18 protein-coding genes and 1 pseudogene are annotated in these 19,803 nt (G+C 67.2%); 9 read left to right on the top strand and 10 right to left on the bottom strand.

Features of this window, described 5'->3' with window-relative positions:
- Window position 1: 1 nt before the first annotated feature.
- From LDL49_RS47190 to LDL49_RS47200, 3 genes are read right to left on the bottom strand one after another with little or no spacing between them, the layout of a single operon-like run.
- Window positions 2-406, bottom strand: a complete 405-nt coding sequence (locus LDL49_RS47190) for a DUF6009 family protein (RefSeq protein WP_225301481.1) — start codon at window positions 404-406, stop codon at window positions 2-4.
- Window positions 403-1,923, bottom strand: a complete 1,521-nt coding sequence (locus tag LDL49_RS47195; protein WP_225301482.1) for a DNA primase family protein — start codon at window positions 1,921-1,923, stop codon at window positions 403-405. The genes LDL49_RS47190 and LDL49_RS47195 overlap by 4 nt, the downstream gene beginning before the upstream one ends.
- Window positions 1,920-3,020 (bottom strand): bifunctional DNA primase/polymerase, encoded by a 1,101-nt coding sequence (locus tag LDL49_RS47200; protein WP_225301483.1) that lies wholly within the window; start codon window positions 3,018-3,020, stop codon window positions 1,920-1,922. The genes LDL49_RS47195 and LDL49_RS47200 overlap by 4 nt, the downstream gene beginning before the upstream one ends.
- A 1,301-nt stretch (window positions 3,021-4,321) precedes the next feature.
- Here LDL49_RS47200 and LDL49_RS47205 point away from each other — a divergent pair.
- Window positions 4,322-5,146, top strand: coding sequence for an SAM-dependent methyltransferase (locus LDL49_RS47205; protein ID WP_225301484.1), 825 nt, complete (start codon window positions 4,322-4,324; stop codon window positions 5,144-5,146).
- Window positions 5,147-5,330: 184 nt separating this feature from the next.
- Window positions 5,331-5,924, top strand: coding sequence for a TIGR03086 family metal-binding protein (locus LDL49_RS47210; RefSeq protein ID WP_225301485.1), 594 nt, complete (start codon window positions 5,331-5,333; stop codon window positions 5,922-5,924).
- A 332-nt stretch (window positions 5,925-6,256) separates the two neighbouring features.
- Here LDL49_RS47210 and LDL49_RS47215 read toward each other — a convergent pair whose 3' ends face one another.
- Entirely contained in the window at window positions 6,257-6,985 is a 729-nt protein-coding gene (locus tag LDL49_RS47215) for a hypothetical protein (RefSeq protein ID WP_225301486.1), read from the bottom strand.
- A gap of 281 nt (window positions 6,986-7,266) precedes the next feature.
- On the opposite strand from LDL49_RS47215, the gene LDL49_RS47220 reads away from it, so the two are divergent.
- Complete coding sequence (locus tag LDL49_RS47220) at window positions 7,267-8,472, top strand: MFS transporter (RefSeq protein ID WP_225301487.1); 1,206 nt, start codon at window positions 7,267-7,269, stop codon at window positions 8,470-8,472.
- 6 nt (window positions 8,473-8,478) lie between these two features.
- Here the strand turns inward: LDL49_RS47220 and LDL49_RS47225 are convergent, their stop codons facing one another.
- The 4 genes from LDL49_RS47225 to LDL49_RS47240 form a co-directional block, all read right to left on the bottom strand.
- Complete coding sequence (locus LDL49_RS47225; RefSeq protein WP_225301488.1) at window positions 8,479-9,156, bottom strand: GNAT family N-acetyltransferase; 678 nt, start codon at window positions 9,154-9,156, stop codon at window positions 8,479-8,481.
- A 1,299-nt stretch (window positions 9,157-10,455) separates the two neighbouring features.
- Window positions 10,456-10,737, bottom strand: coding sequence for a hypothetical protein (locus LDL49_RS47230; protein ID WP_225301489.1), 282 nt, complete (start codon window positions 10,735-10,737; stop codon window positions 10,456-10,458).
- Window positions 10,719-11,072 carry a hypothetical protein gene (locus LDL49_RS47235; RefSeq protein ID WP_225301490.1) on the bottom strand — a complete coding sequence of 118 codons (354 nt, stop codon included), beginning with the start codon at window positions 11,070-11,072 and terminating at the stop codon, window positions 10,719-10,721. Before LDL49_RS47235 ends, LDL49_RS47230 begins: the two co-directional genes overlap by 19 nt.
- A gap of 111 nt (window positions 11,073-11,183) precedes the next feature.
- Window positions 11,184-11,372: a hypothetical protein gene (locus tag LDL49_RS47240; RefSeq protein WP_225301491.1), complete on the bottom strand. Its 189-nt coding sequence runs from the start codon at window positions 11,370-11,372 to the stop codon at window positions 11,184-11,186.
- A gap of 270 nt (window positions 11,373-11,642) precedes the next feature.
- On the opposite strand from LDL49_RS47240, the pseudogene LDL49_RS47245 reads away from it, so the two are divergent.
- From LDL49_RS47245 to istA, 3 genes and pseudogenes are all read left to right on the top strand, one after another.
- Window positions 11,643-12,056: pseudogene (locus LDL49_RS47245) on the top strand (transposase family protein); the annotation flags it as partial.
- 523 nt (window positions 12,057-12,579) lie between these two features.
- On the top strand, window positions 12,580-13,377 hold the full coding sequence (locus LDL49_RS47250; protein ID WP_225301492.1) for an SAM-dependent methyltransferase: 798 nt from the start codon (window positions 12,580-12,582) through the stop codon (window positions 13,375-13,377).
- A gap of 343 nt (window positions 13,378-13,720) precedes the next feature.
- Window positions 13,721-14,791, top strand: coding sequence for an IS21 family transposase (gene istA / locus LDL49_RS47255; RefSeq protein WP_225301493.1), 1,071 nt, complete (start codon window positions 13,721-13,723; stop codon window positions 14,789-14,791).
- Between the two features lie 19 nt (window positions 14,792-14,810).
- Here istA and LDL49_RS47260 read toward each other — a convergent pair whose 3' ends face one another.
- The gene (locus LDL49_RS47260; RefSeq protein WP_225301494.1) at window positions 14,811-15,215 is read right to left on the bottom strand and encodes a tautomerase family protein; all 405 of its coding nucleotides are present in this window, start codon (window positions 15,213-15,215) and stop codon (window positions 14,811-14,813) included.
- Window positions 15,216-15,409: 194 nt separating this feature from the next.
- Between LDL49_RS47260 and LDL49_RS58795 the strand changes: the two genes are divergently transcribed.
- Entirely contained in the window at window positions 15,410-16,129 is a 720-nt protein-coding gene (locus LDL49_RS58795) for a helix-turn-helix transcriptional regulator (RefSeq protein ID WP_225301495.1), read from the top strand.
- A 989-nt stretch (window positions 16,130-17,118) separates the two neighbouring features.
- Here LDL49_RS58795 and LDL49_RS47275 read toward each other — a convergent pair.
- Window positions 17,119-17,343 (bottom strand): hypothetical protein, encoded by a 225-nt coding sequence (locus LDL49_RS47275; RefSeq protein WP_225301496.1) that lies wholly within the window; start codon window positions 17,341-17,343, stop codon window positions 17,119-17,121.
- Window positions 17,344-17,603: 260 nt separating this feature from the next.
- On the opposite strand from LDL49_RS47275, the gene LDL49_RS58800 reads away from it, so the two are divergent.
- Complete coding sequence (locus LDL49_RS58800; RefSeq protein ID WP_225301497.1) at window positions 17,604-18,803, top strand: sensor histidine kinase; 1,200 nt, start codon at window positions 17,604-17,606, stop codon at window positions 18,801-18,803.
- The gene (locus LDL49_RS47285) at window positions 18,800-19,510 is read left to right on the top strand and encodes a response regulator (protein WP_225301498.1); all 711 of its coding nucleotides are present in this window, start codon (window positions 18,800-18,802) and stop codon (window positions 19,508-19,510) included. The genes LDL49_RS58800 and LDL49_RS47285 overlap by 4 nt, the downstream gene beginning before the upstream one ends.
- The last annotated feature ends 293 nt before the right edge of the window (window positions 19,511-19,803 follow it).

Consider the following 19,803-nt stretch of genomic DNA (forward strand, 5'->3'; position numbering starts at 1 on the left):
CTCACGCCTTGTCGAGGGTGAGCCCGAGTTCGACCATGGCGGGCGACGGAGGGCCACCTTCGGAGCGTTCGGTCTTTCTGCCAGGTACGCCCGGCGCCAGGGTCCGCGGATCGACCGCCTCCACGGGGGCTCCCGTACTGTAGAAGCCCTGCGGCTCCTGGTCGCGATCATGCGGCGCGAGCCAGAACACCCGGCGAAGGAACGTCCCCGAGACCGGCGACCCCTTGGCGGTCGACCCCAGGACGGCGTATCCCACCATGCGGCCGTTGCGGTAGTAGGCGGGCTTGCGGCCGCGCGTCGGCAGCCGGTCGAGGCATTGGCGGACGTAGTCGAGATCTTGGATGTCCTCGAGCCATACCAGCTCGATTTCGTGCGTGAGGTCGTCGGGCGTGATCGAAGCGCTCACCGCTGCAGCTCCTCACCGTTAAGATCGGAGATCAAGCCAATCCCTGGATAGAACTTGCGAGAGTTCGACAGGAGCATCTCTCTCGGAGAGGCCATTCCCAGAGTGTCGCGCACGCGGGCCGCGAAGGCGCGAGCCGAGACGGGGGTAGCTCCTTCTTGACCACACCAACGAGTGTAAGCGCTGTAGAGGCTCGCTTGCTCGGCCCGTAGGGTCTGATCGAGCTTGCACGCCTCGACGATGAACCGGCCGACGACATCTTCTGTCGCCTCGTAGGCGTCGGTCGCCAGTTGCACGCGTGGCGGTCCTGACAGGTCCTTCTCGCCTCTCAGGTAGCGGCCGGCGCCCTCGATCAGCAAGGCCAGGATGCCTGGTCCTTCTTCCTGGACGAGGATGCGGGCGAGGTTGTCGATCTTGCGGTCTTCGGCGACCACCCGCTCGAACGGGATCAGCCGAAGCCTGCGCCAGAAAGCGAATCCGCCGGTCGTCACCTCAGGACGATGGTTGCCGAGCAGCCAGAGGTGGTGCGTGGGGTTGAAGCTGAAGAAGTCCTGGCGCATCCGGCGGGCCTTGATCTTGTCGCCGCCGGTGAGGAGCTTGACGCGGGCCTCGTCGAAGCGATCTCCGGGCTTGAGCTCCGAGCACACGATGACGCGCCGGCCGTGCAACTCCGCCAGCTCCGTCGGGTGGCTGTCGAAGGTCCTGGCTATGAGGAAGCCGGGCGGGGCCGCATCGGCGTAGTCCCCCAGCAGTTGCAGCATCACCTCGACCAGCACTGACTTGCCGTTCTTACCCTGCCCGTACAGAAAAGGCATGACCTGGGCGCCGACGTCACCGGTGATCGAATAACCCAGGAGTACCTGGAGGAAGTCGATCGTCTGGCGTCCTTCGTCGTCAGTTCCGAAGGTGTCCTCAAGGAAGCGCCGCCATCGGGGTGTGGCCGACCGCTGGGGGGAGACGGTGGTGGAACGAGAGTGCGCCTGCCTCAGGGGATCGGGAGGAGAGATGGCGCCGGTGCGCAGGTCCACCACTCCCGCCGGCGTGCACAGCGCATAGGGGTCGGCGTCGAGCAGGGACGGCTCAAGGACCATGCCGGGAGCCGCCTTGGCCTGAGCGAGGAAGGCGTTCATCCCCGTGGTGGACAGCGCGCGCCGCCGATGTCGGCGCAGCTCGGCGGAGGTGTAGCGGCCGTGGGGGTCGAAGACCGCCAGCTGCTCTGCCATCTCGCCGGCCGCCCACATGACGGCATCGCTGTCGTCGAGCGCCCATCGGTGATGCGCCCAGCGAAACCAGCCCATGCCGGGCACGTGCCGGAAGTCGCGGCCGTAGAGCTGGACGAACAGCTTGGCGTTGCCCCGATCCGTCAGGCTGTCGGGCAGGAGGCCCTCGCTACCGACGATGGCGGGCTGTTTCGGGCGGTCCGCGGGCAGCGGCTCGGGTACCGTCCCATCGGAAAGGTCAAGGGTCTGCTGGGTCGCGGCGACCCAGCCGGATTCGTCTCGGCCTCTGGACGGGCTCATGGCCGTTCCTGGGGATGGAACGGCCTACGCTGCCCGGCGGTCAGGCCGGAGTCGATGATGCGCTCGAACCGTCGTTCCTGGCCGGGGCGAGCCTGCTGCGCGGCCCGGGTGAGCACGGCGTGGGCGAGGTCGTGCGTGAGGTAACCAGCGGCGACAAGCCCGCCGGCGGTGTAGGAGGCTCGGTTGAGCTTCGCGCTGAAACCGGCCCCTTCCGGCACCAGGCGGCAGTCCTCGACGTCCGCGATGAGGCGTCGTAATGCGCGGTCGCCCACGGTACCCGTTCCGTCGCCGGCCTCCAGCACGGCGAGACGGGCGCGCGGCGGCACGGCCGGTGTCTTCGGCGCGGGATCCTGGGGGACCAGGTGCCCCGTCCTGATCAGTTCGATGCGCAGCCACGAGGGCAGGGGAGCAGGCTCTCTGCGCTCGCCGACGGGGACATAAGGGCCGTCTTTCGTACGTGTCCCCGGCGCGATGATGTACCCGCCCGTGGCCCGTACATCAACTTGCCAGGCCAGCCCGCGACCAGCGCCCGAACCGGTGGAGCACAGGTACGTCTCGCCGGGCGCCGCTCGGTACCACACATGCAGGCCTCCTGAGGGGGTGCGTACCCGGAGGGTGGATTCGTCGTCGGCGGGACTCGCCTCGCCACGCAGCGCGGCGAGGAGTGCGATGGTGTGGAAACCGTTGGCCAGCCCGGACAGATCGACCCGGGGGTCGATGGTGATGCCCGGCAGCAGATGCTCACGCTCGGGGACCGGGGTGGGATGGGCGTCGATGTCGATCACGACCAGCCGGGCAGGCCCGCACGCCACCCCCACACCGAAGCCCGGGGTATGCGCCCACCACGAGGTGATGAGCTCCTGGTCGAGCGTCGCCGCGAGGAACCCGTGACACCAGCGGCCCTTCTTCAGGCAGAGGCACCCCGCTGTCGTGTGGCCCCGCTCGCTGCACGCCGAGCAGTTTCCCGCCGGGGTCTTCGCGCCCGGCCGCAGCGGATGGACGGGCCACGCCTGCCCGGCGCACCACAGGGCGATGTCCAGCGGCCGGGGGAGAGGGAGCGCCGGGCGGTGACCGTGGTAGTCGGAGTGCAGCGTCACGGCTTCCTTCCATGCCTCTGTTCCGAAGTCCGGCTGAGTCGCTGCCCGGGAGAACGTCGCACCGATGGCTGGGGTGTTGTGCCTCGCTGTGGGGAGTGACCGTAGCGACTGAAGCGACTGAAGGCTTGGTCTGGTGTCAAAGCCTAGCCGACGGCCCACCTCGGAGGGGCGGTCGCCGAGGATGACCTGCGGCAGCGACTCAACACACCGACCGCCGCGGAGCGCACGCTCGGTCGCTGCTTCTCCCGAAAGGTCAGCCCCAGTTCAAGGGATATTGTGCCGCATCATGAGCGACTGAAGCGACTGATGAGGCCGACTCACGATTCTGTGACGGCGGGCGCAGCGGGGACGGTCCTTTGAGAACGCGTCGCTTCGGTCGCTCATCAGGTGTCGCTTCGAGGGACTGGCCTGCGGTTTCGGCTGCGACTCAACAGCGGCGACTCAACGGCAGCGACTCAACGGCTGGACCTCTCGTTCCTGCATGATGCCGGTCGTGGCTCCGCTGTGGGCGAGGGCTGGAGAAGGCGCAGCTCGCCGGGTCCCTTCCTGGCGGAGCAGCGACTGAAGCGACCGAACGCCGACATCATCTCGGTGAATGCATGCCAACAACGCGACCGGCGCTTCTTGTTAGCGACTTGAGTCGCTTCAGTCGCTGTGCCGTCGCGTGTGCGGTGATCAATGCGATTGGGGCGGCCCTTTCCATGTCGAGGAAGGGCATGAGGTCTCGAGAAGGGGCGAGACCGGAGCTAGGCGCTCATCTCCTCCCTTGTGCGTGAGGATCCATGTCGTCGCTGACCGTGAAGCCCTCTTCGGCGGCAGCCCTCACGGGCACACCCACCGGATCCGAGCCGAGAGGTGCGGGGGGTGATAGGCGTGGAACACGGTGCCCCGCGGATCCTCGAGCGACCGTGGAACGCTTGTGCATCGCCGTCATTCCTCCCTTGCGAACGTCGAGTGGCGGTCTCACAGATAGGGACCGGACTCGGGCAAGAAAGGAATCGGCGGCGTGGCCTGCCTGTCTTCGACAGGCCGGGGCGTACGGGCGGAGCCGATTCCTTTGCCGCTCGCCCGTGGTCTTCATGGCGAGGGCGGGTCATCCGCGTCGCGCCCCCAAACGGCCCGATGTGAGCGCAGACGGGTAAAGCACGCTCACCCGTTCGAGCGGGGTGCGTTCCATCCGCGCCATCACAGCAGAACGCACATCATGCAACGGAGATATGTTCGCCGTGAACGACCAATCGATCTTCGCGACGTCAGCCGGCCATCCATGGTCTCGAGGGACTTCAGGGGCGAATGTCGGCTTGGATCCGTACCTGCCCGTCCCGGCCATCTTGCGCCGGCTCGATTTCACCCAACCCAGTGTCGCGCGCATCTACGACTATCTCCTGAAAGGCCGGGACAACTTCGCGGCGGATCGCGCGGCCGCCGAGGCCCTGCTCAAGCAGGCGCCCGATCTGAGGGAGTCGGTCCGTGACAACAGGGAGTTCCTGACGCGTGCGGTCGAGTACCTGGCCACGCAGGGAATCAGCTTCTTCCTGGACCTCGGCTGTGGGCTGCCCGCCCAGCCGAACGTCTACGAGATCGCGGCACGCCGAATCCCTCGGGCGCGCGTCGCGTATGTGGACAACGATCCCATGGTCGCCGTTCACGGGCGGGCGCTGCTCGTCGTCGGAGAGGCCACCGCGATGATCGAGCTGGACGTGCGCGACCCCGCCAAGATCCTCGCCGACCCGTACGTCGCGGCGATGTTCGGAGAGGACGAGCCCGTGGCGGTACTGGCCACTGATGTGTTCCCGTTCGTGGAGGATGCCGATGACCCCGCCGCAATCATGGCGGAACTCGGCGAGGCCCTGCCGGCGGGAAGCGTCATGGTGCACTCACATCTCAGCTCCGACGGCTTTGACCGGCGTCAGATCGAGGCGATCGAGCACGTGTACGCGGGGACGTCGGCCCGTATGACGCTGCGCTCCACCGAGCAGATCCGAGATCTTCTCGGTGACCGGTGGGAAATACTCGCCCCCGGCACGACCGCGGTGAGCCGGTGGTTCGGGCCCCTCCCGCCGCTGAGCGAGCCACCGAGAAGCGTGACGTATGTCGGAGGCATCGTCCGGGTGCGCCCGAGATGACCGCGCATGGTTCCACCCCCATCCGATTCTTCTCAGGCCCGGCTTGAGTCAATACCCGTGCAGGCCCCACCGAAAGTGCCGGTCGCGGGAATCCTGTCGACGCGCCCGCCGCCCCGGACGACGAGATGTTGTGTGATGACCATCAAGAGCGAGGCACGTTCTCTCGAGCCACAGGAGCGGCACGATGATGTACGACAAGGCGTCCCGGCTGTTGCCGCCCGCAATCGAGTACGCGCTCGACTGCGTTTCTTATGTCACGCAGGAGTCATTGTCTCGCCAGACCCCCTGCGCCGAATGGAATCTCGCCGACCTTCTTCGCCACGTCAACGATTCTCTCGTCATCCTGCACGAAGGGGCCGTGCTGGGTTTCATCGCCAGTGGCCCGATCGCCGCCCCCGGCGGCCTGTCGAAGGTCAGCCTCGTACGGACGTTTACCGGCCGCGCCCGGCAACTCCTCGCTGCGGTCGCACTGCCGAGAGACGACGCGTATTCCGTCGCCATCGCGGACCGGGCGCTTTCATACGACATTCTGGTGGCCGTCGGTGTGATGGAGGTCGCTGTCCACGGGTGGGACATCGCGTGTTCCTGCGATGTGCGCAAGCCGATCCCGGCGACGCTCGCCTCGGCCATCATGGAACTCGCCCCGGTTCTGGTCTCCGACGAGGCCCGGACACACGACTTCAGGCCTCCGCTTCCTGTCTCGTCGCTGGCCGACCCCAGCGACCGGCTCCTGGCATTCCTCGGGCGTGAGGGAAGCGCCCGGCAATTCACCGGCTGATCTGGCCCCGGCCGGGCCGGCACGTCGGATGGCGTCTTCAGGCCAGTTCGCCGACGCGCAGGAGGGCACGCAGTCGTAGGTCCGGGTATGACCGGCCGTCGGTGGCGTCGACGATGACCGCTGCGCCGATCCAGGTGGCGCCGCTGTCTCGCCGATCCGGCGGGCGGTCTTGGCGGTGGCACCGGTTTCCACCCATTCGTCCACGAACAGCATCTTTTTGGCCCGGATGCAGGAACCGCCGCTGTACCACCCACTTCAGAGTCCGGTCGGCGTAGTCGGGCGGGGTGCTGCGTACCAAGACCCGATCTTGGACCAGGACTTCGTTCCCGTCGTTACCTTGCCAACGGCCTTTGCGCATCTCGACGAACCCGGTGCCCGCCTGAACGGCCACGAGCGGCCCGATGACGAAGCCGCAGGCCTCCGGGGCGAGCACCATGCTGAGACGCGCATGGCCGTGCAGCCGCGCAGAGCCGGGCCCAGGCCCGACAGCACGTCGGCGTGCGCCCACCGGCCTTCCATGCGCGCGCCGCCATTTCGTCGAATCGCCGCCTGGCCTCGGGCAGACCGACGTACCTGCAGCGCTGTGTCACGAATCGCTCATGGGAGCCGTCGCCAAGCAGCCGCCTGGCGTTCCGTGACACGTGTGCCGAGTGGCGCACGGCGATCGCGGCCAGGGTGACCGCCTCGTCCCGGACCGCCACCTTGGCATGGTGCTCGAAATAGCACCCGGGCAGCGCAGCGGCCGCTTGCGTGCTCTGCGGCACGTCCTCGTTCCACGGCGCGGCTTCGATCTTGACCCTGACGACGCCGAAACCCTCCTCACGCAGCCGCGTCGCACTCGTCGCGGCGGCGATCCGCTGGCCGGTCAGGGTACCGCGCCCGGTGAAGGTGAGCATGGGCTGGGAGGGAACTTCGCCGCGGGCGAGCACGATGTGGGTGAGTTTCCCGCCGTTGCCGGCCACCCAGGAGGCCAGGCGCTCGATGGCGGTCCCGGCCGCGAGGGTCACGTGGATGTCGAAGACACCTGCGAACTCCAGGCCGGATGGCGATCGATTTTCCATGAGCGGCCATTGTTGCCATGCGTGGATGTTTGGTGCGAACGGTTTTCCGTCGAGTGGTCCCGCCCTACTCCCTGTGGGCAGAGCGTGTAGTGCCTGCCTGTGCTGCGAATGGCAGTATGCAGGCGATTTCTGGCTTGATCTCACCCCTGAAGTGGAGGTGGCGTTCGCCATACTGAACGGTTGCAGGAAAACGAGATGAAATCCATCCGGGGGCGGGACCGGAGGCTGACGTGAATTATCCTTCCAGGCTGAGAATTGCCGGAGGCCTGACCACGCTGTTCGTGAGCACGTTGGTGTTGGGCAGCGCCAAGGGGATCGTGTCTTTGCCGGAGCGTGTCAGCGACACCACGGGAGGGTCGTCGTTCGTCTCGGCTGAGACCGCCTATACCCTCGGGTTCGTCATCGGCGGGCCGTTACTGACCTTCGTGAGCATCCGTCTGGGGCGTCGGCTGTTGCTGCTCGTGTCGATGGCGGCGTCCGTACTGGCGAACATCGCCATGGCGCTGACATCCGGCGGCCTGCCCGCACCGGCGGGCGCGGCGATCATCGGCGCGCTGTACGGCGTGTTCCTGGGCGTCGCCTGTGTCACGGCGGCGTCGATGGCTCCGCCCGCGTGGCTTGGCAGGGCCTTGTCCGTCGTGGTCGCCGGGCACGCGACGACGACCTTGCTGGGCCTTGTGTTGAGCGCTTGGATGATAGAAGTGATGTCGTGGGAGCTTGCTCTGCTCGTGAGCGCCGTGGCCGACCTGCTCTCGCTGCCGCTCCTTGGGGTGCTCCTCCCTCCGGCCGGCGCTCCGCGGCAGCGGGCAGGGAGGTTCCGGGCGGCGTTCGCGCCACGCGTCCTGGCCGTGCTGGGCATCGCCGCATTTCTCATCGGCGGTCAGAACGCCCTGCTCGCCTTCGTCTCTCCTGTGCCGACAGGCTGGTCCGAGTGGACGGTCGGGCTGCTCTCCTTGCTCCTGGGCGGAGTAGCGGCCGTCATGGCAACGGCGACGCTGGCCGGTGGGTGGGCAGCGGATCGCGACGCCCGGCGCACTCTGCTGATCGGCAACGGAGTGCTTGTGCTGATGCTGGTCGTGGTCCTGCTGAGCGGCGGGCTCCCGGACGTGGCGATGGCGTCGGTCCTGGTGTGGGCGCTCGCCTTGTACGTCGTGGAGCCGTCTGTGGTGCATGGCCTCTTCACCGCAGCCGGGCCGGGCAGGCACGTGGGCGTGTCGCTCCTGTTCTCGGCGATCGGCGTCGGCTCGATGGCGGGCCAGGGAGCAATTTACGTGCTGACCAGGGTTAGCTGGTTCGCGGGCCAGAAGGCAGGTTCGTGGCTGTCCAACCTTGGCTGGCGTGAGATCGTTCTCGTCGTCGCCTTGCTGATCGGCTTGGCCGCGTTTCCCGTGATACGGGCGGTGAGCAGGCGACATGACGCCTCTCCGGTGTCCGGGCACCAGCCTCTTGACGGCCCGTCAGCGCACAGCACCATCTCGGCCGGTTAGAACCGCTCAGCGGCCCCCGGTGAGGCCTGAATGACAGTAACCGTATTGCTCGAAAACTGCCAACGTTGCCAGTGGCTCTGCCAACGCCCCCCGGCAAACCTTCCCCGTCCCGCGGGCATGCGGATACGGGTCGCCGGCGACACCGGCGATCCGTTTCACCAGCAGCGGGTCGTCGCCACCGGCCGGTAGGGACCGGCCAGCCGGCAGTCGGCAGACGACGACGTCACCCGCGCGCAGGCGCCGGTGCCAACCACGCCGGACGGCGAGCAGCATGTCGCCGTCCTGGTAGGTCGGCAGCATGCTTCCGCCGCGCACCCGCGTCACCAACAGCCCCCGGCGGAGGACCGGCACCAGCGCACACGTCACGGCGAGCAGACCCAGGGCAGTCAGCACGAGGCGCTCCCAGAGCCTGCACCTCCTTGAGCCAAGGGTGTCGAAGCCATGCCGGACGATCGCGTTGGCCAGTTCCCTTCCCAGGCCCGCTCCCCACACCTCGGGGGACAGCGCATAGACGATCTCGTGGCCTTGGACCACGTTGGTCGGCTTGATCTCAGCGTGTCCGACCAAGGCGCCGTTCCGGCGAACCGCCCAGACGTCGAACAGGTCCTGGGCGTAGACCTTCGTGAAGATCCGTCCGAACAGCGCGCGGTCCTCCTCCCCGGGAGCAGGGCCAGGACCATCCACTGCGAAACTTTCTGGTCCTGGAACAGGACGACGAAGTCTTCCTGGTCGTCGGTGACGTACGGTTTCAGCAACAGTCGCTCGGTGCGCAAGGTCGGGGTCATAGACGGGGAAGCAATCCGAGCGCCATGCTCTCGAACAAAGCATTTTCACGGCCGAACTCGGCGCATGCGTTTTCGCACACACCGAAGCCCTTTCTGGCCAGCCGCTTGACAAGAGCTTCCGGGTGACCTTCCTGTGGCCCAGTATGGCAAATCCCGGACTTCGGTGATCATCCAGAAGCTTTTCTGGCGCCGATCGCGATGTCCATGGCAGGAATTCGTCGCCGCATCGCCAGGGCGGCGGCGAAACCGAGTATCGGCTCCGCGACCACCGCTCGTCTTTGCGTAGATGCTCGTGAAACCCTTCCCCTGCATGTGATTGGCAGGAAAACGACGACCGCCGGCAGGGAGCGATATTGCCTACGGGAACCAAGTCGTTAGAATCGTCAGCGTCTTAGGCTGGCGAGTTGAGGAAGATCTACGGGAGGATCGGTCGTGCGACGCCAGAGCATGACCGTCCGGCTCGCGATGATCTAAGGCGCGTTTCCCCCGAAGGCAGGCCGTGTGGGAGACGATAAGCGGCTCGGAGATGACCGCCCTGAATTTCCGAGCCGCTTATCTCCACTGGCGGCAAACGAGCCGTGCCGGCGCTGCTGCGCATGGCCGATCCCTCTGACGAGGACGTTCGCTCTTACGTCGCGTGATCGCTGCGGATGGGCCGCTACGAGGGCAACGACGTCGCCGAGGCGCTGCGCTGGTGCATTTCTGAGGCGCGCGCCGCTCGCGACGCCTTCTCTGCCGACCTGACCGAGGCGCAGCACGGCCGACCTTGTCGCCGACCAGCTCTCCTGACGGTTCCCACCCCAGTGGACGATCAGCCCACCCCGGCCGCGGTGCTGGAGACGGTGCCCGTGAACCACGCGGGCCTGACATCGGCCGAGGAGGAGGAAACTGCTCGGATGATCCGCCATGGTACAGGCGTGTCTTCGTCCCGGCCCCTCTTCCGACGTACGCTGGAGTGTGGCCCTGCTCGTCGGCGCCCTGTACATGGCGGGCACGGGGCCGCCTGCCTACGACGTTCCGGTCGGCGCCATGCTCATCGCGCTCTATCAGGTGGGCAGCCGCTGCTCGGCGGCAACGTCGGCCGGGGTTGCGGCGGTGGGCATGGCGGCCTTCTGGTGGCTCCACGGCCGGTCGCGGCGCAGGAGCATCTTCCGACGGTCCTGTCGAGCCTGCTGCCGGCGATGCCGATCGCGGCCGGCTATATCGTGCGCCTGCGCACGGAGCTGTCACGCCGTAGGGAGCGGCAGGCGGCCGAACACGCCGTACGGGAGGAACGCCGTCGCACCGCGAGCGCACCGGCGCCGAGCGGGGCGAGCCAGCCGAGCGGGATGAACCACAGCGCGACCGCCGCCCCAGCGCCCACGGTCAGGGTGTTCACGGCCGCCACGGCGGTGACGGCGATCAGGGCCAGCGCCAGGATGGGCAGCACGGTGAGCACGTTCTCCCGGCAGACCATCCACATCACCTGATTGCGGCGCATCCCGATCTGCCGCATCCGGCGAACTCACGCCGGCGGTCGAGCAGCGCCAGGCAGAGGCCGTTGACGGCCGCCATCAGGCAGAGGAGCGCGATCAGCGCCGACACGTAGGGGAGCAGCCAGTTGCGTTCGGCGCTCTCGGCCGCCTTGCGGAGGACATAGGCCGTCCTGTCGTAGGAGGGGACGGTCGCCCCCGCACGAGTAAGAGCCTCATGGTCGAGAGGGCCGCTCACATAGATGGCGGCGTACCGCCCGGCCGCCAGGTGGTCTGCCGTGGGGCCCAGGGAGGGCAGCACCACGTTGGCCGGCTCGCCGGTGTCGGGGTAGAGCGCGGCCACCGTGTAGAGCTTGTCCCTCGTCGCGCCCGGCAGCCGGATCCATACTCGTGATCCGATCCGCGCCTTGCCCGTGGCCGCGGCCGAGTAGCTGAGGGGCGAGCTCCCGCTCAGTCAGGGCGTTGAGCGCGGGCGACCGCGTATCGGCAGGTTCAGCGCCTGCGTGAGGTCTCCGGCCGCCAGCGATCCATACGTGCGCGGCAGCGGATTCCGGCCCTCGGCTCTCATACTGATCGGCAGCATCTGGATCCCGATCGCCTCGTCCTGGCGCGTCAGACGTCGTCGCAGCTCCTCCGCCAGCACGTTGTTGCTGCTCTTCTTCTGCCATAAATCGCCGCTTGACTGCCAGTCGAGTCGCAGGTTTGTGCGGTCGCGTGCCGGAATCCTCGCTTCTCTGTCCCGGCGTACAGGCCGAAAGGGAGGTCGCGGATCCACTGAAGCGTTTTCATCCTCCTGGCAGTGGGCTGCTGATCACAGCATGATCGCGAGCCTGACGTTCGCCTGACGACGCAAGAAACCCCTGGTAGATGGATTGATCACCACAATCAGATCCGTCACAACCAGGGGCTTCGGATGCTGTTCTATCGTGTTGCCGTCTATTTGTCGCGTTCAACGCTGAACTACGTCGCCGGGGTGATCCGCCGGCATCGCAAGGCGATCGGGTCGGCCTGGCGGCTGCTCCACCCCGGCCAGCAGGCGTTACTGGTGCTGGTCTACCTGCGCAAGGGCGAGACGTTCACCGAGCTCGGGGCGGGGTTCGGGGTGTCGACGGCGACCGCGTGGCGGTATGTAGAGGAGGCGGTCGCGCTGTTGTCGGCCCGCTCGCCCAAGCTTGCCCAGGCGCTGCGCAAGGCGAAGCGGGACGGGCTGCACTACCTGGTCCTGGCCGGCACGCTGACCCACACCGACCGGGTCAAGGCCGACCGGCCGTACTTCTCCGGCAAGCACCGCGTGCATGGGATGAATGGCATGGTCCTGGACACACCAGGCCATCAGCGCCCTGGACCGGCTGCGCATCCTGCCCACCCCGACCTGAACAACACCAACACTCCGACGCGACGGAGGATCGTCGCGGGTGTGTGTGGAGCGCCTTCCCCGCCGACGAAACAACCGGGTCCCACCCGGACACGACGCGAAGTCAACTTCAACCGAGACCAGGCACTGGAACGATCAAACAGCCGGCGGTCGTCACCCTCGATGTGGTGGAAAACTGCCGTTGTTCGCTGAATTCCTGCCTGCGAACTCCGAGGCCCTTTCGCTGCCGCGACCGCCGAACGCCCTGCTCTCGATGGCCTTGGTAATCCAGTGACACTTTGAGATCACGGTCGGGATCTGCCTTGATAGTGCAATGGCGGAACTCGTGTCTGGTGACGACTGCCAAGCTGGCAATACAGAAGTTCTACGCCTGGCTCCTGGCGGTCATCGACCCTCGCTCACGAGGTCGATGACCGGTGACCGGCCCCGTCGCGAAATTGTCAGAAGAGGAGCTTGATCCATTAATCTTTCGTCCATGGACCTACCGGGCGTGGACCCGAGCGTGCCGAGCGCGGCGCGCATATACGACTATTTGCTGGGCGGCAAGGACCACTTCGCCTCAGATCGCGAGGCCGCCGAAGCGGTGCTCCAATCCGTGCCGAACGCGCGCCAGAGCGCCAGGGCCAACCGCGCCTTCCTGAGCCGGGCCGTACGCGCCCTTGTCGACGCGGGCGTCCGCCAGTTCCTCGACATCGGCGCAGGGTTGCCGACGCAGGAGAACGTTCATCAGGTGGCCCAGCGCGCGGCGCCGAGCTCACGGGTGGTCTACGTCGACAACGATCCCGTGGTACTCGTCCATGCCCGCGCGCTGCTCGCCGACAACCCCGGTACGATGGTCGCCCCGGCCGACATCCGCAACCCGGTCGCCCTCCTCCACCACCCCACCGTCCAAGGCCACCTGGATTTCACCCAGCCGGTTGGAGTGCTGCTTCTGGCCATCCTGCATTTCATCTCCGACGACAAGGAAGCGGCCCACATCGTCGCCGAACTCCGTCGCCCTCTGGTGTCCGGCAGCCACGTGGCCATCTCCCACGGCCACCCGGGCCAGCTCACCGGAGACCTGGCGCAGAAGGGCCGCGAGCTGTACGGTCGCACCCGCCAGGGAGGCGTCGTCGGCCGTACTCGATCGGACATGTCCGCGTGGCTGGAAGGCTTGGAGCTCCTGGATCCGGGCATCGTCCCCCTCCAGGGCTGGCGCCCTGAGGATGACTTCGACCCCGTCCCCGACCTCGCGGAACCCGGCGTCTTCGGCATGGTCGCGAGAGTCCCGTAGGGTGTGGGCGACAGGCCTCAGGTCGTGCTCGTCTCGTGGCATCCGGGCAGCGCACGCGCCCTCGAAATCGGCCGGCCGGCCGCCCGAGTACGACCTGCGCGCCATCCTGGAGGCGATCCTGTACGTCAATCGCACCGGCATCCTCTGACGCTGCCCGCCACACGGCCGCCCCGGCCGACCCGACTGCACCCGCAGGCTGGTTTTGTTCGTGAGAGTTGACTGCAGTTGCTCGCCGGGTGTGACCGCGGCCCTGTTTCGGTGAAGTCGTTGTTCGTGAGTTTTGACCGCACGATGTGTCTTATGGTGACATGCTGGATGCGCTTCGTTATGAAGGAGCATCCCCATGCCCCCTTCGAAGGTCGATCTGTACGCCGCGATCCGGCGAGATGCCCGTGCGGGGATGTCGGGCCGCGCAATCGAGAAGAAGTACCGTGTTGGGCGGCGGGCGATCGTCAAGGCCCTGGCGTCTGCGTGGCCCGAGCCGCGGAAGCAGTTGCCGCCCAGGGCGTCGAAGCTGGACCCGTTCAAGCCGACGATCGATGAGATCCTGAAAGCGGACCTGGACGCGCCGCGCAAGCAGCGGCACACCGTCACGAGGATCTGGCACCGGCTGATGGACGAGCACGGGATGACGGAGGTGTCCTATCCCGTGGTCCGGGCCTATGTCGCCGAGCGGAAGCCGCAGGTCAGGGTTGAGGCCGGCCAGGGCCCGGCCGAGGTGTTCGTGCGGCAGTCGCACCGCCCTGGCGATGAGGCGGAAGTCGACTTCGGCGAGGTCGTGATCCGGCTGGCTGGGGAGGATGTCAAGTGCTTCCTGTTCTGCCTGCGGCTGTCGTTCTCCGGCAAAGCGGTGCACCGGGTCTCCCTGTCGGGCGGGCAGGAGGCATTCTTCGAGGGCCACGAGCACGCGTTCCGCATCCTGGGATGGGTACCGGCCGGAAAGATCCGCTACGACAACCTCAAGTCCGCGGTCGCGCAGGTGATCGGGTTCAGCCGGTCGAGGGTGGAGACTGACCGGTGGACCGCCTTCCGCTCCCACTGGGCCCTGGACGCCTTCTACTGCCGGCCCGGCATCGAGGGCGCGCACGAGAAGGGCGGGGTGGAAGGGCAGATCGGCTGGTTCCGCCGCAACCATCTTGTCCCCGTCCCGGACGTGCCGTCCGTTCAAGCTCTCAACGCGATGATCGACGAGTGGGACGCCGCGGACGAGGCCCGCCGGATCGGCGGCCGGGCGCGGACCGTCGGGGAGTTCCTGGCGATCGAGAGGCCGTTGCTGCGGCCGTTGCCGCAGGAGCCGTTCGAGACCGGCCGCTGGTTCACCCCGCGTGTCGACCGGTTCGCCCAGGTCACGGTCCGCACCAACAAGAAGGGCAACGGGTTTGGCGATCTTCGTGGGGGTTGGGATTGGGGCTAGATGATCCCGATGACCAAGCCTAGCAGTAGGCCTCTTCCTGGTCTTCGACCCGCTGGTGGTCGTCTGCGAGCAGGCCTCCATCAACGGCTACAAGGTCGAGGGGATGCTCGTGCACGAAGATGATGAAGTCCGGAAGCCGGTAGGCCTCAGCGACCGCCGTGTTGATCTTCTTCAGCATCTTCCGCTTGGCGTCGGTATCGGCCCCCTGAGGGACGTGCACCATGAACACGGGCCTGGCCGGTTCCGAGCCGAGGAGCCCGTTCTGGCTCACGCTGTCCAGCGGCCACTCACGCAGGAAGATCCGCGTGTCGTCAGGGAACGGGTAGGCCTCGTGCATAGCTTCGTAGATCGCCTTCACCAGTTGGCGCTTCCTACTGAGGTCAGCGCTGGTAGGTACGTCGAGATACCCGACTGGCATGTCCATGCTCCTTCGGTGGCACGGTGCGCCGGCGGTGTCAGGCCGTCGGCGCGGGGATGAGAAGTCCCGATCCCGGTCATCGACCGGGCCGGGCATCTGGGCGAACACCACGATCGCCGCAGAACGCGACACCCTTATGTCAGTGGAACCGGAACTCTTGCCGGAAAATCTGTCGGTGACCCCGGCTAGCCTCCGGAGACGTGAATCGCACCGACCGGCTCTATGCCCTTGTGGAGGAACTGCGCGCGGTCGCGCCGCGCCGACGCACCGCCCGCGAGCTGGCCGCCCGCTTCGAGGTGAGCGTCCGCACCATCGAACGCGACATCAACGCGCTCACTCAGGCTGGCGTGCCCATCTACGCCGACGCCGGGTGGCGCGGCGGATACACCCTCGACAAGGCCATGACCCTGCCACCGCTGAATTTCACCCCTGCCGAGGCGGCCGCTGTGGCTGTGGCAATCGGCCAGGCCGGCGGCACACCGTTCGCGCACGCGTCGCGCAGCGCGATCCACAAGATCGTTACAGCGATGTCCGCACGCGACGCCGTAGCCGCAGACGATCTCGCCAACCGCGTCCAGCTACTCGACCGGCCAGAACACAAGCCACACCCGGTCCCCATGGTGATCCAAGACGCCATCGTCGACCGCCAGGTGCTGCGGCTCACCTACCTCGACAGGGACGGCACCCGAACCCAACGCGAGGTCGAACCCGTCCGGTTCGCCACCATACGCGGACAACACTGGTACCTGCTCGCCTGGTGCCGACTGCGTTTGGCCTCCCGCGCCTTCCGCACCGACAGGATCGTCCACGCCCAGGCCACCGGCGAGCCCGCATCGCCCCGCCCCCACCAAGACTTCGCACTCCACACCTGCGACCTCATCGACCGCACCCCAACTCTCGAGGGAAACCGACGACCCTGACCTGGCCGCCTCGGAACTGTTGGCGAAGGACAGTGCGGTCACTTCTCGCGAACATCGATCATGCTTACGGCCACCAAGCGCGGTCAAAACTCACAAGCAAGTGCGGTCAGTTCCCGTGAACAAAACCCGCAGGCAGAAGATGGCGTCGTCGACGGTCCAGCACCTTGCCCCTGCCGAGCCGTCCGCACTGCCGCAGGCCAAGGTCCCGTGCCACCGGGTGCGTCATCGACTCTCAGAGCGTCAAGGATTTCGGTGAACGCGAGATGGTCGCTGCACAATCGGTACCTCACTGCAGGAGCGTCGCCGGTGCAAGCGTAGCCACTCGCGGGGCTGTGTGGCGGCACGTGCCCGAGCACGGGGCCGTCAACACCGCCCCTCGGAGATCACGCCAGGTAGCCGCCGTCGATGTCGAGGACGGCGCCGGCGATGGAGGCGTTTGGACCGGCCAGGAGGGCGATAGCCGCCGCGATCTCTTCTGGGGTGCCGAAGCGTCCAATCGTGTTGGCGGCACGTGGGACGTCCGCGAAAGGTGGCGGCCAGGTCGGCCGGCGTGACGGGCATCCTCTCCGGTGCAGGCCGCGATCAGGGCGATGTCGCCGAGCTCGGCCACCTCCCTGAAACTGCCTGCCTGACCGTTCCACTTGCGGGCCAGCGCCTTCGCCTTGCCCGCTGTGCGGCCGGAGACCGTCAACTCGTGGTCGGCAACCGCCCACCGGGCGCCGAGCGTCTGCCATCGACCTGGCACCGCGAACACCGATCGGGGCAGTCGGCGAGCAACACGTCGTGCTCACTCAGACGGCGCCCTCATGCAACCACTCTCCGCGCCTTGCACAGCGCGCCGGCGCCCGGGACGTATGGCTCATGCTTCCCAAGGATCTCCCCTGTCACCAGGTGCCGGACATCGGGGGCAGGGCCGGCTGTTGACAGGGTCGCGGTTGGCGGCCCGTCCATTCCTGGCGTGCAGGACGGCCACAGCCACCGGGCGGTCGTCATGGCCGCCGCCGGCCCGTGAAGATGCTCCGGTAGACCGCGGTGATGACGACGAAGATGGCGGCCGCGACGATCACGGTCGCGATCACGTTGATGACCACGGGTGCGTCCTCGAGGAACCTCTGCTTGACATAGTTGCCGCCGATGATGAGCACCACATAGATGTACCAGGGCGCCCATTTGCGGTCGTTCTCTGTGCCGCTCTTCTTGCCATTCTCGCTCATTTTCTCCCCTGTTCGCCAGTCTCCTTCGACGGTGCGCGCCCTCGGCGCCAGGTGGTCCGGCCCCCGCTTCGGACCGATGGCCGCCGACTCGGCCGGCAAAATTCTCCTGCGCTCTCCCGCCGCCACTCTGCCGAAATGTATTCAGTCCCTCATACGAGTATGGTCGCGCCAGTATGACGGCGCCTATCGGCGAGTCGGACGAGTGCGCCTCATCACTTCGTATGATGTGCCTGCACGGCCGGCTGTGCTGGGATGAACGTGTGCTCCCTCGCACCACGCTCACGACCATACGGTTGCGGAACCTGCCGGAATGGCAGCAGGATCTGGCCATCACCGCAAGCTCGGTCGGGATCGGCGTTCTCCTCCTGGTGATCGGCTGGTCCCCGGTGTTCGAGAGCGGCCTGGCGCCGCCGCAGTGGTTGCATCCGGTCCTGTTCGGGTGCGTCTGCGTCGTGGAGTTGTTCCGGCGTCGAGCACCGGTCACGGCGCTCACCATCGGGTTCGCGCTGCTGGCCGCCGACAGCGTTTTCGGCGCGAGCATGGCGGTGCTGATCGTGTTCGCCGATCTGCTCTACGCGGCGACGTTGTACGGCCCGCGGCAGCTCAGCCGAGGCATGGTCCCGATCACCTCGGCCATCACGATCGCGTCGATCGGCGTCATGACGGTGCTCACGCCGAACGTACGGACGGCCGTCGTGACCGGGCTGGCGGTGCTGCCGTTCCTCGTCATCCCCATGTGGTGGGCGACGATCCTCCGGCAGCACAAGGAGATCGCCAGTGCTGAGCGCAGGAACGCGTCGCAGTTGACGAGGATCAGCGAGCTGGGTCAGCGGGCGGCAGTCGCCGCTGAGCGCGCGAAGATGGCGCGCGATCTGCACGATGTGATCGCCGGGCATCTTTCCGCAATTGCCCTGCAGTCCGAAGCCGTCCTGTCGCTCGGCAACGCCTCCCCGCAGGCCTCGCGGTCGGTGCTGACGTCGGTACGGGAGAACAGCGTGCGCGCGCTGGAGGAGATGCGTGCAATGATCGAACTGCTGCGCGCCGACGGGAGCGGCAGTGATGAGACCCTCGCCCCGGCGGGACTCTCCGAGCTGTCGGCCCTGGTGGAATCGGCGCGAGCGACCGGGATGGACATTGAGGTGCATTCGGATATCGACGAGTCGGTAACCCTGCCGGCGGCGGTCAACCTCACGGCGTACCGGATCGCCCAGGAGGCCTTGACCAACGCGATGAAGCACGCACCGCAGGCGTGGGCACGGGTGGAGATCCGGCTCGTCGACGGCGCGCTCACCGTCGAGGTGGTCAACGATCTGCCCACCGCGGCCGCGAGCGGCACCGGCACCGGGTTGCTCAACATGCGGGAGCGCGCGACCGCGGTCGGGGGGTCCCTGGCCGCCGGTCCGTCGGACGCGGGCTGGCTGGTACGCGCGGTTCTGCCCATCATGCAGGCGAGGTCATGAGAGTCAAGGTTCTGATAGCGGACGACCATGCCGCCATACGCGCCGGCCTGGTTCTGCTCCTGGACAACGCGCCCGGCATCGACGTGGTGGGTGAGGTCGCCGACGGCGCGTCCGCCATCCGCCAGGCAAGGGCACTGCGGCCGGACGTGGTGTTGATGGACCTGCGGATGCCTGGGATGGACGGCATCACCGCCACCCGCACGCTGGTTGCGGAGCAGCTGTGTCAGGTACTCGTGCTCACCACGTTCGACCTCGACGAGTACGTCTACGCGGCGCTGCGCGCGGGCGCCGCGGGCTTCCTGCTCAAGACTGTGGAGGCAAGCCGCCTGGTGGAGGCGGTGCACCTGGTCGCCGCGGGAGAGGGTGTGCTCGACCCGCAGGTCACGCGCAAGCTGATCGGCGCGTTCGCCACGCTGAAGCCGCCTGCCGCCAAACCCGCGGTGAGCCTGGACGAGCTCACCGATCGAGAGCGTGATGTGTTCGTCTGCCTGGGCAAGGGCCTGTCCAACGCGCAGATCGCCGCAGAGCTCTTCATCAGCGAGACCACCGTGAAGACCCACGTGTCGAAGGTGCTGTCGAAGCTGCAGCTGCGCTCTCGCGTCCAGGCGGCCATCGTCGCGCAGGAAAGCGGCTGGCCGGGGACCGCAGCCGGGGGCGCGGGGGTTCCGCTGCTTGACAGGCCGGAGGGCTGCGGCTCGGTTCGGTAGCCGACGCCGTGGACACTGCGTGGACCAATGTCCGCGCATCTGGCCGGCCGGGACCCAAGGCCCTGCCCGCGGCCATGGAGTCCCCTCGCGACCTGGCCGGCACATGGCTGACTGTCATCACGGCCCGGTCGGTCCTGGTTCCTCGGCTCCACCGATGTCAACGGTTACGACTCCGCCCTCGCTCACCGCGGCCCCTCGGGCTGCGCATCGGCCGCAACAGCACTTGAGCGAACCGCTCGTGAGCCCTTGGAGGAATGCCGCGAATCAACCGACAGTGGCAGGAATCATTCTTG

Origin of the sequence: Nonomuraea aurantiaca, from assembly GCF_020215705.1 — a bacterium.
GTDB classification, from domain to species: Bacteria; Actinomycetota; Actinomycetes; order Streptosporangiales; family Streptosporangiaceae; genus Nonomuraea; species Nonomuraea aurantiaca.

Bases quoted from the DNA above. Each gene is read 5' to 3' on its own strand.
- LDL49_RS47195 (WP_225301482.1), bottom strand. From the start codon at position 1,923: ATGAGCCCGTCCAGAGGCCGAGACGAATCCGGCTGGGTCGCCGCGACC.
- LDL49_RS47210 (WP_225301485.1), top strand. From the start codon at position 5,331: ATGATGTACGACAAGGCGTCCCGGCTGTTGCCGCCCGCAATCGAGTAC.
- LDL49_RS47215 (WP_225301486.1), bottom strand. From the start codon at position 6,985: ATGGAAAATCGATCGCCATCCGGCCTGGAGTTCGCAGGTGTCTTCGAC.
- LDL49_RS47230 (WP_225301489.1), bottom strand. From the start codon at position 10,737: ATGCGCCGCAATCAGGTGATGTGGATGGTCTGCCGGGAGAACGTGCTC.
- LDL49_RS47250 (WP_225301492.1), top strand. From the start codon at position 12,580: ATGGACCTACCGGGCGTGGACCCGAGCGTGCCGAGCGCGGCGCGCATA.
- istA (WP_225301493.1), top strand. From the start codon at position 13,721: ATGCCCCCTTCGAAGGTCGATCTGTACGCCGCGATCCGGCGAGATGCC.
- LDL49_RS47260 (WP_225301494.1), bottom strand. From the start codon at position 15,215: ATGGACATGCCAGTCGGGTATCTCGACGTACCTACCAGCGCTGACCTC.
- LDL49_RS47275 (WP_225301496.1), bottom strand. From the start codon at position 17,343: ATGAGCGAGAATGGCAAGAAGAGCGGCACAGAGAACGACCGCAAATGG.
- LDL49_RS47285 (WP_225301498.1), top strand. From the start codon at position 18,800: ATGAGAGTCAAGGTTCTGATAGCGGACGACCATGCCGCCATACGCGCC.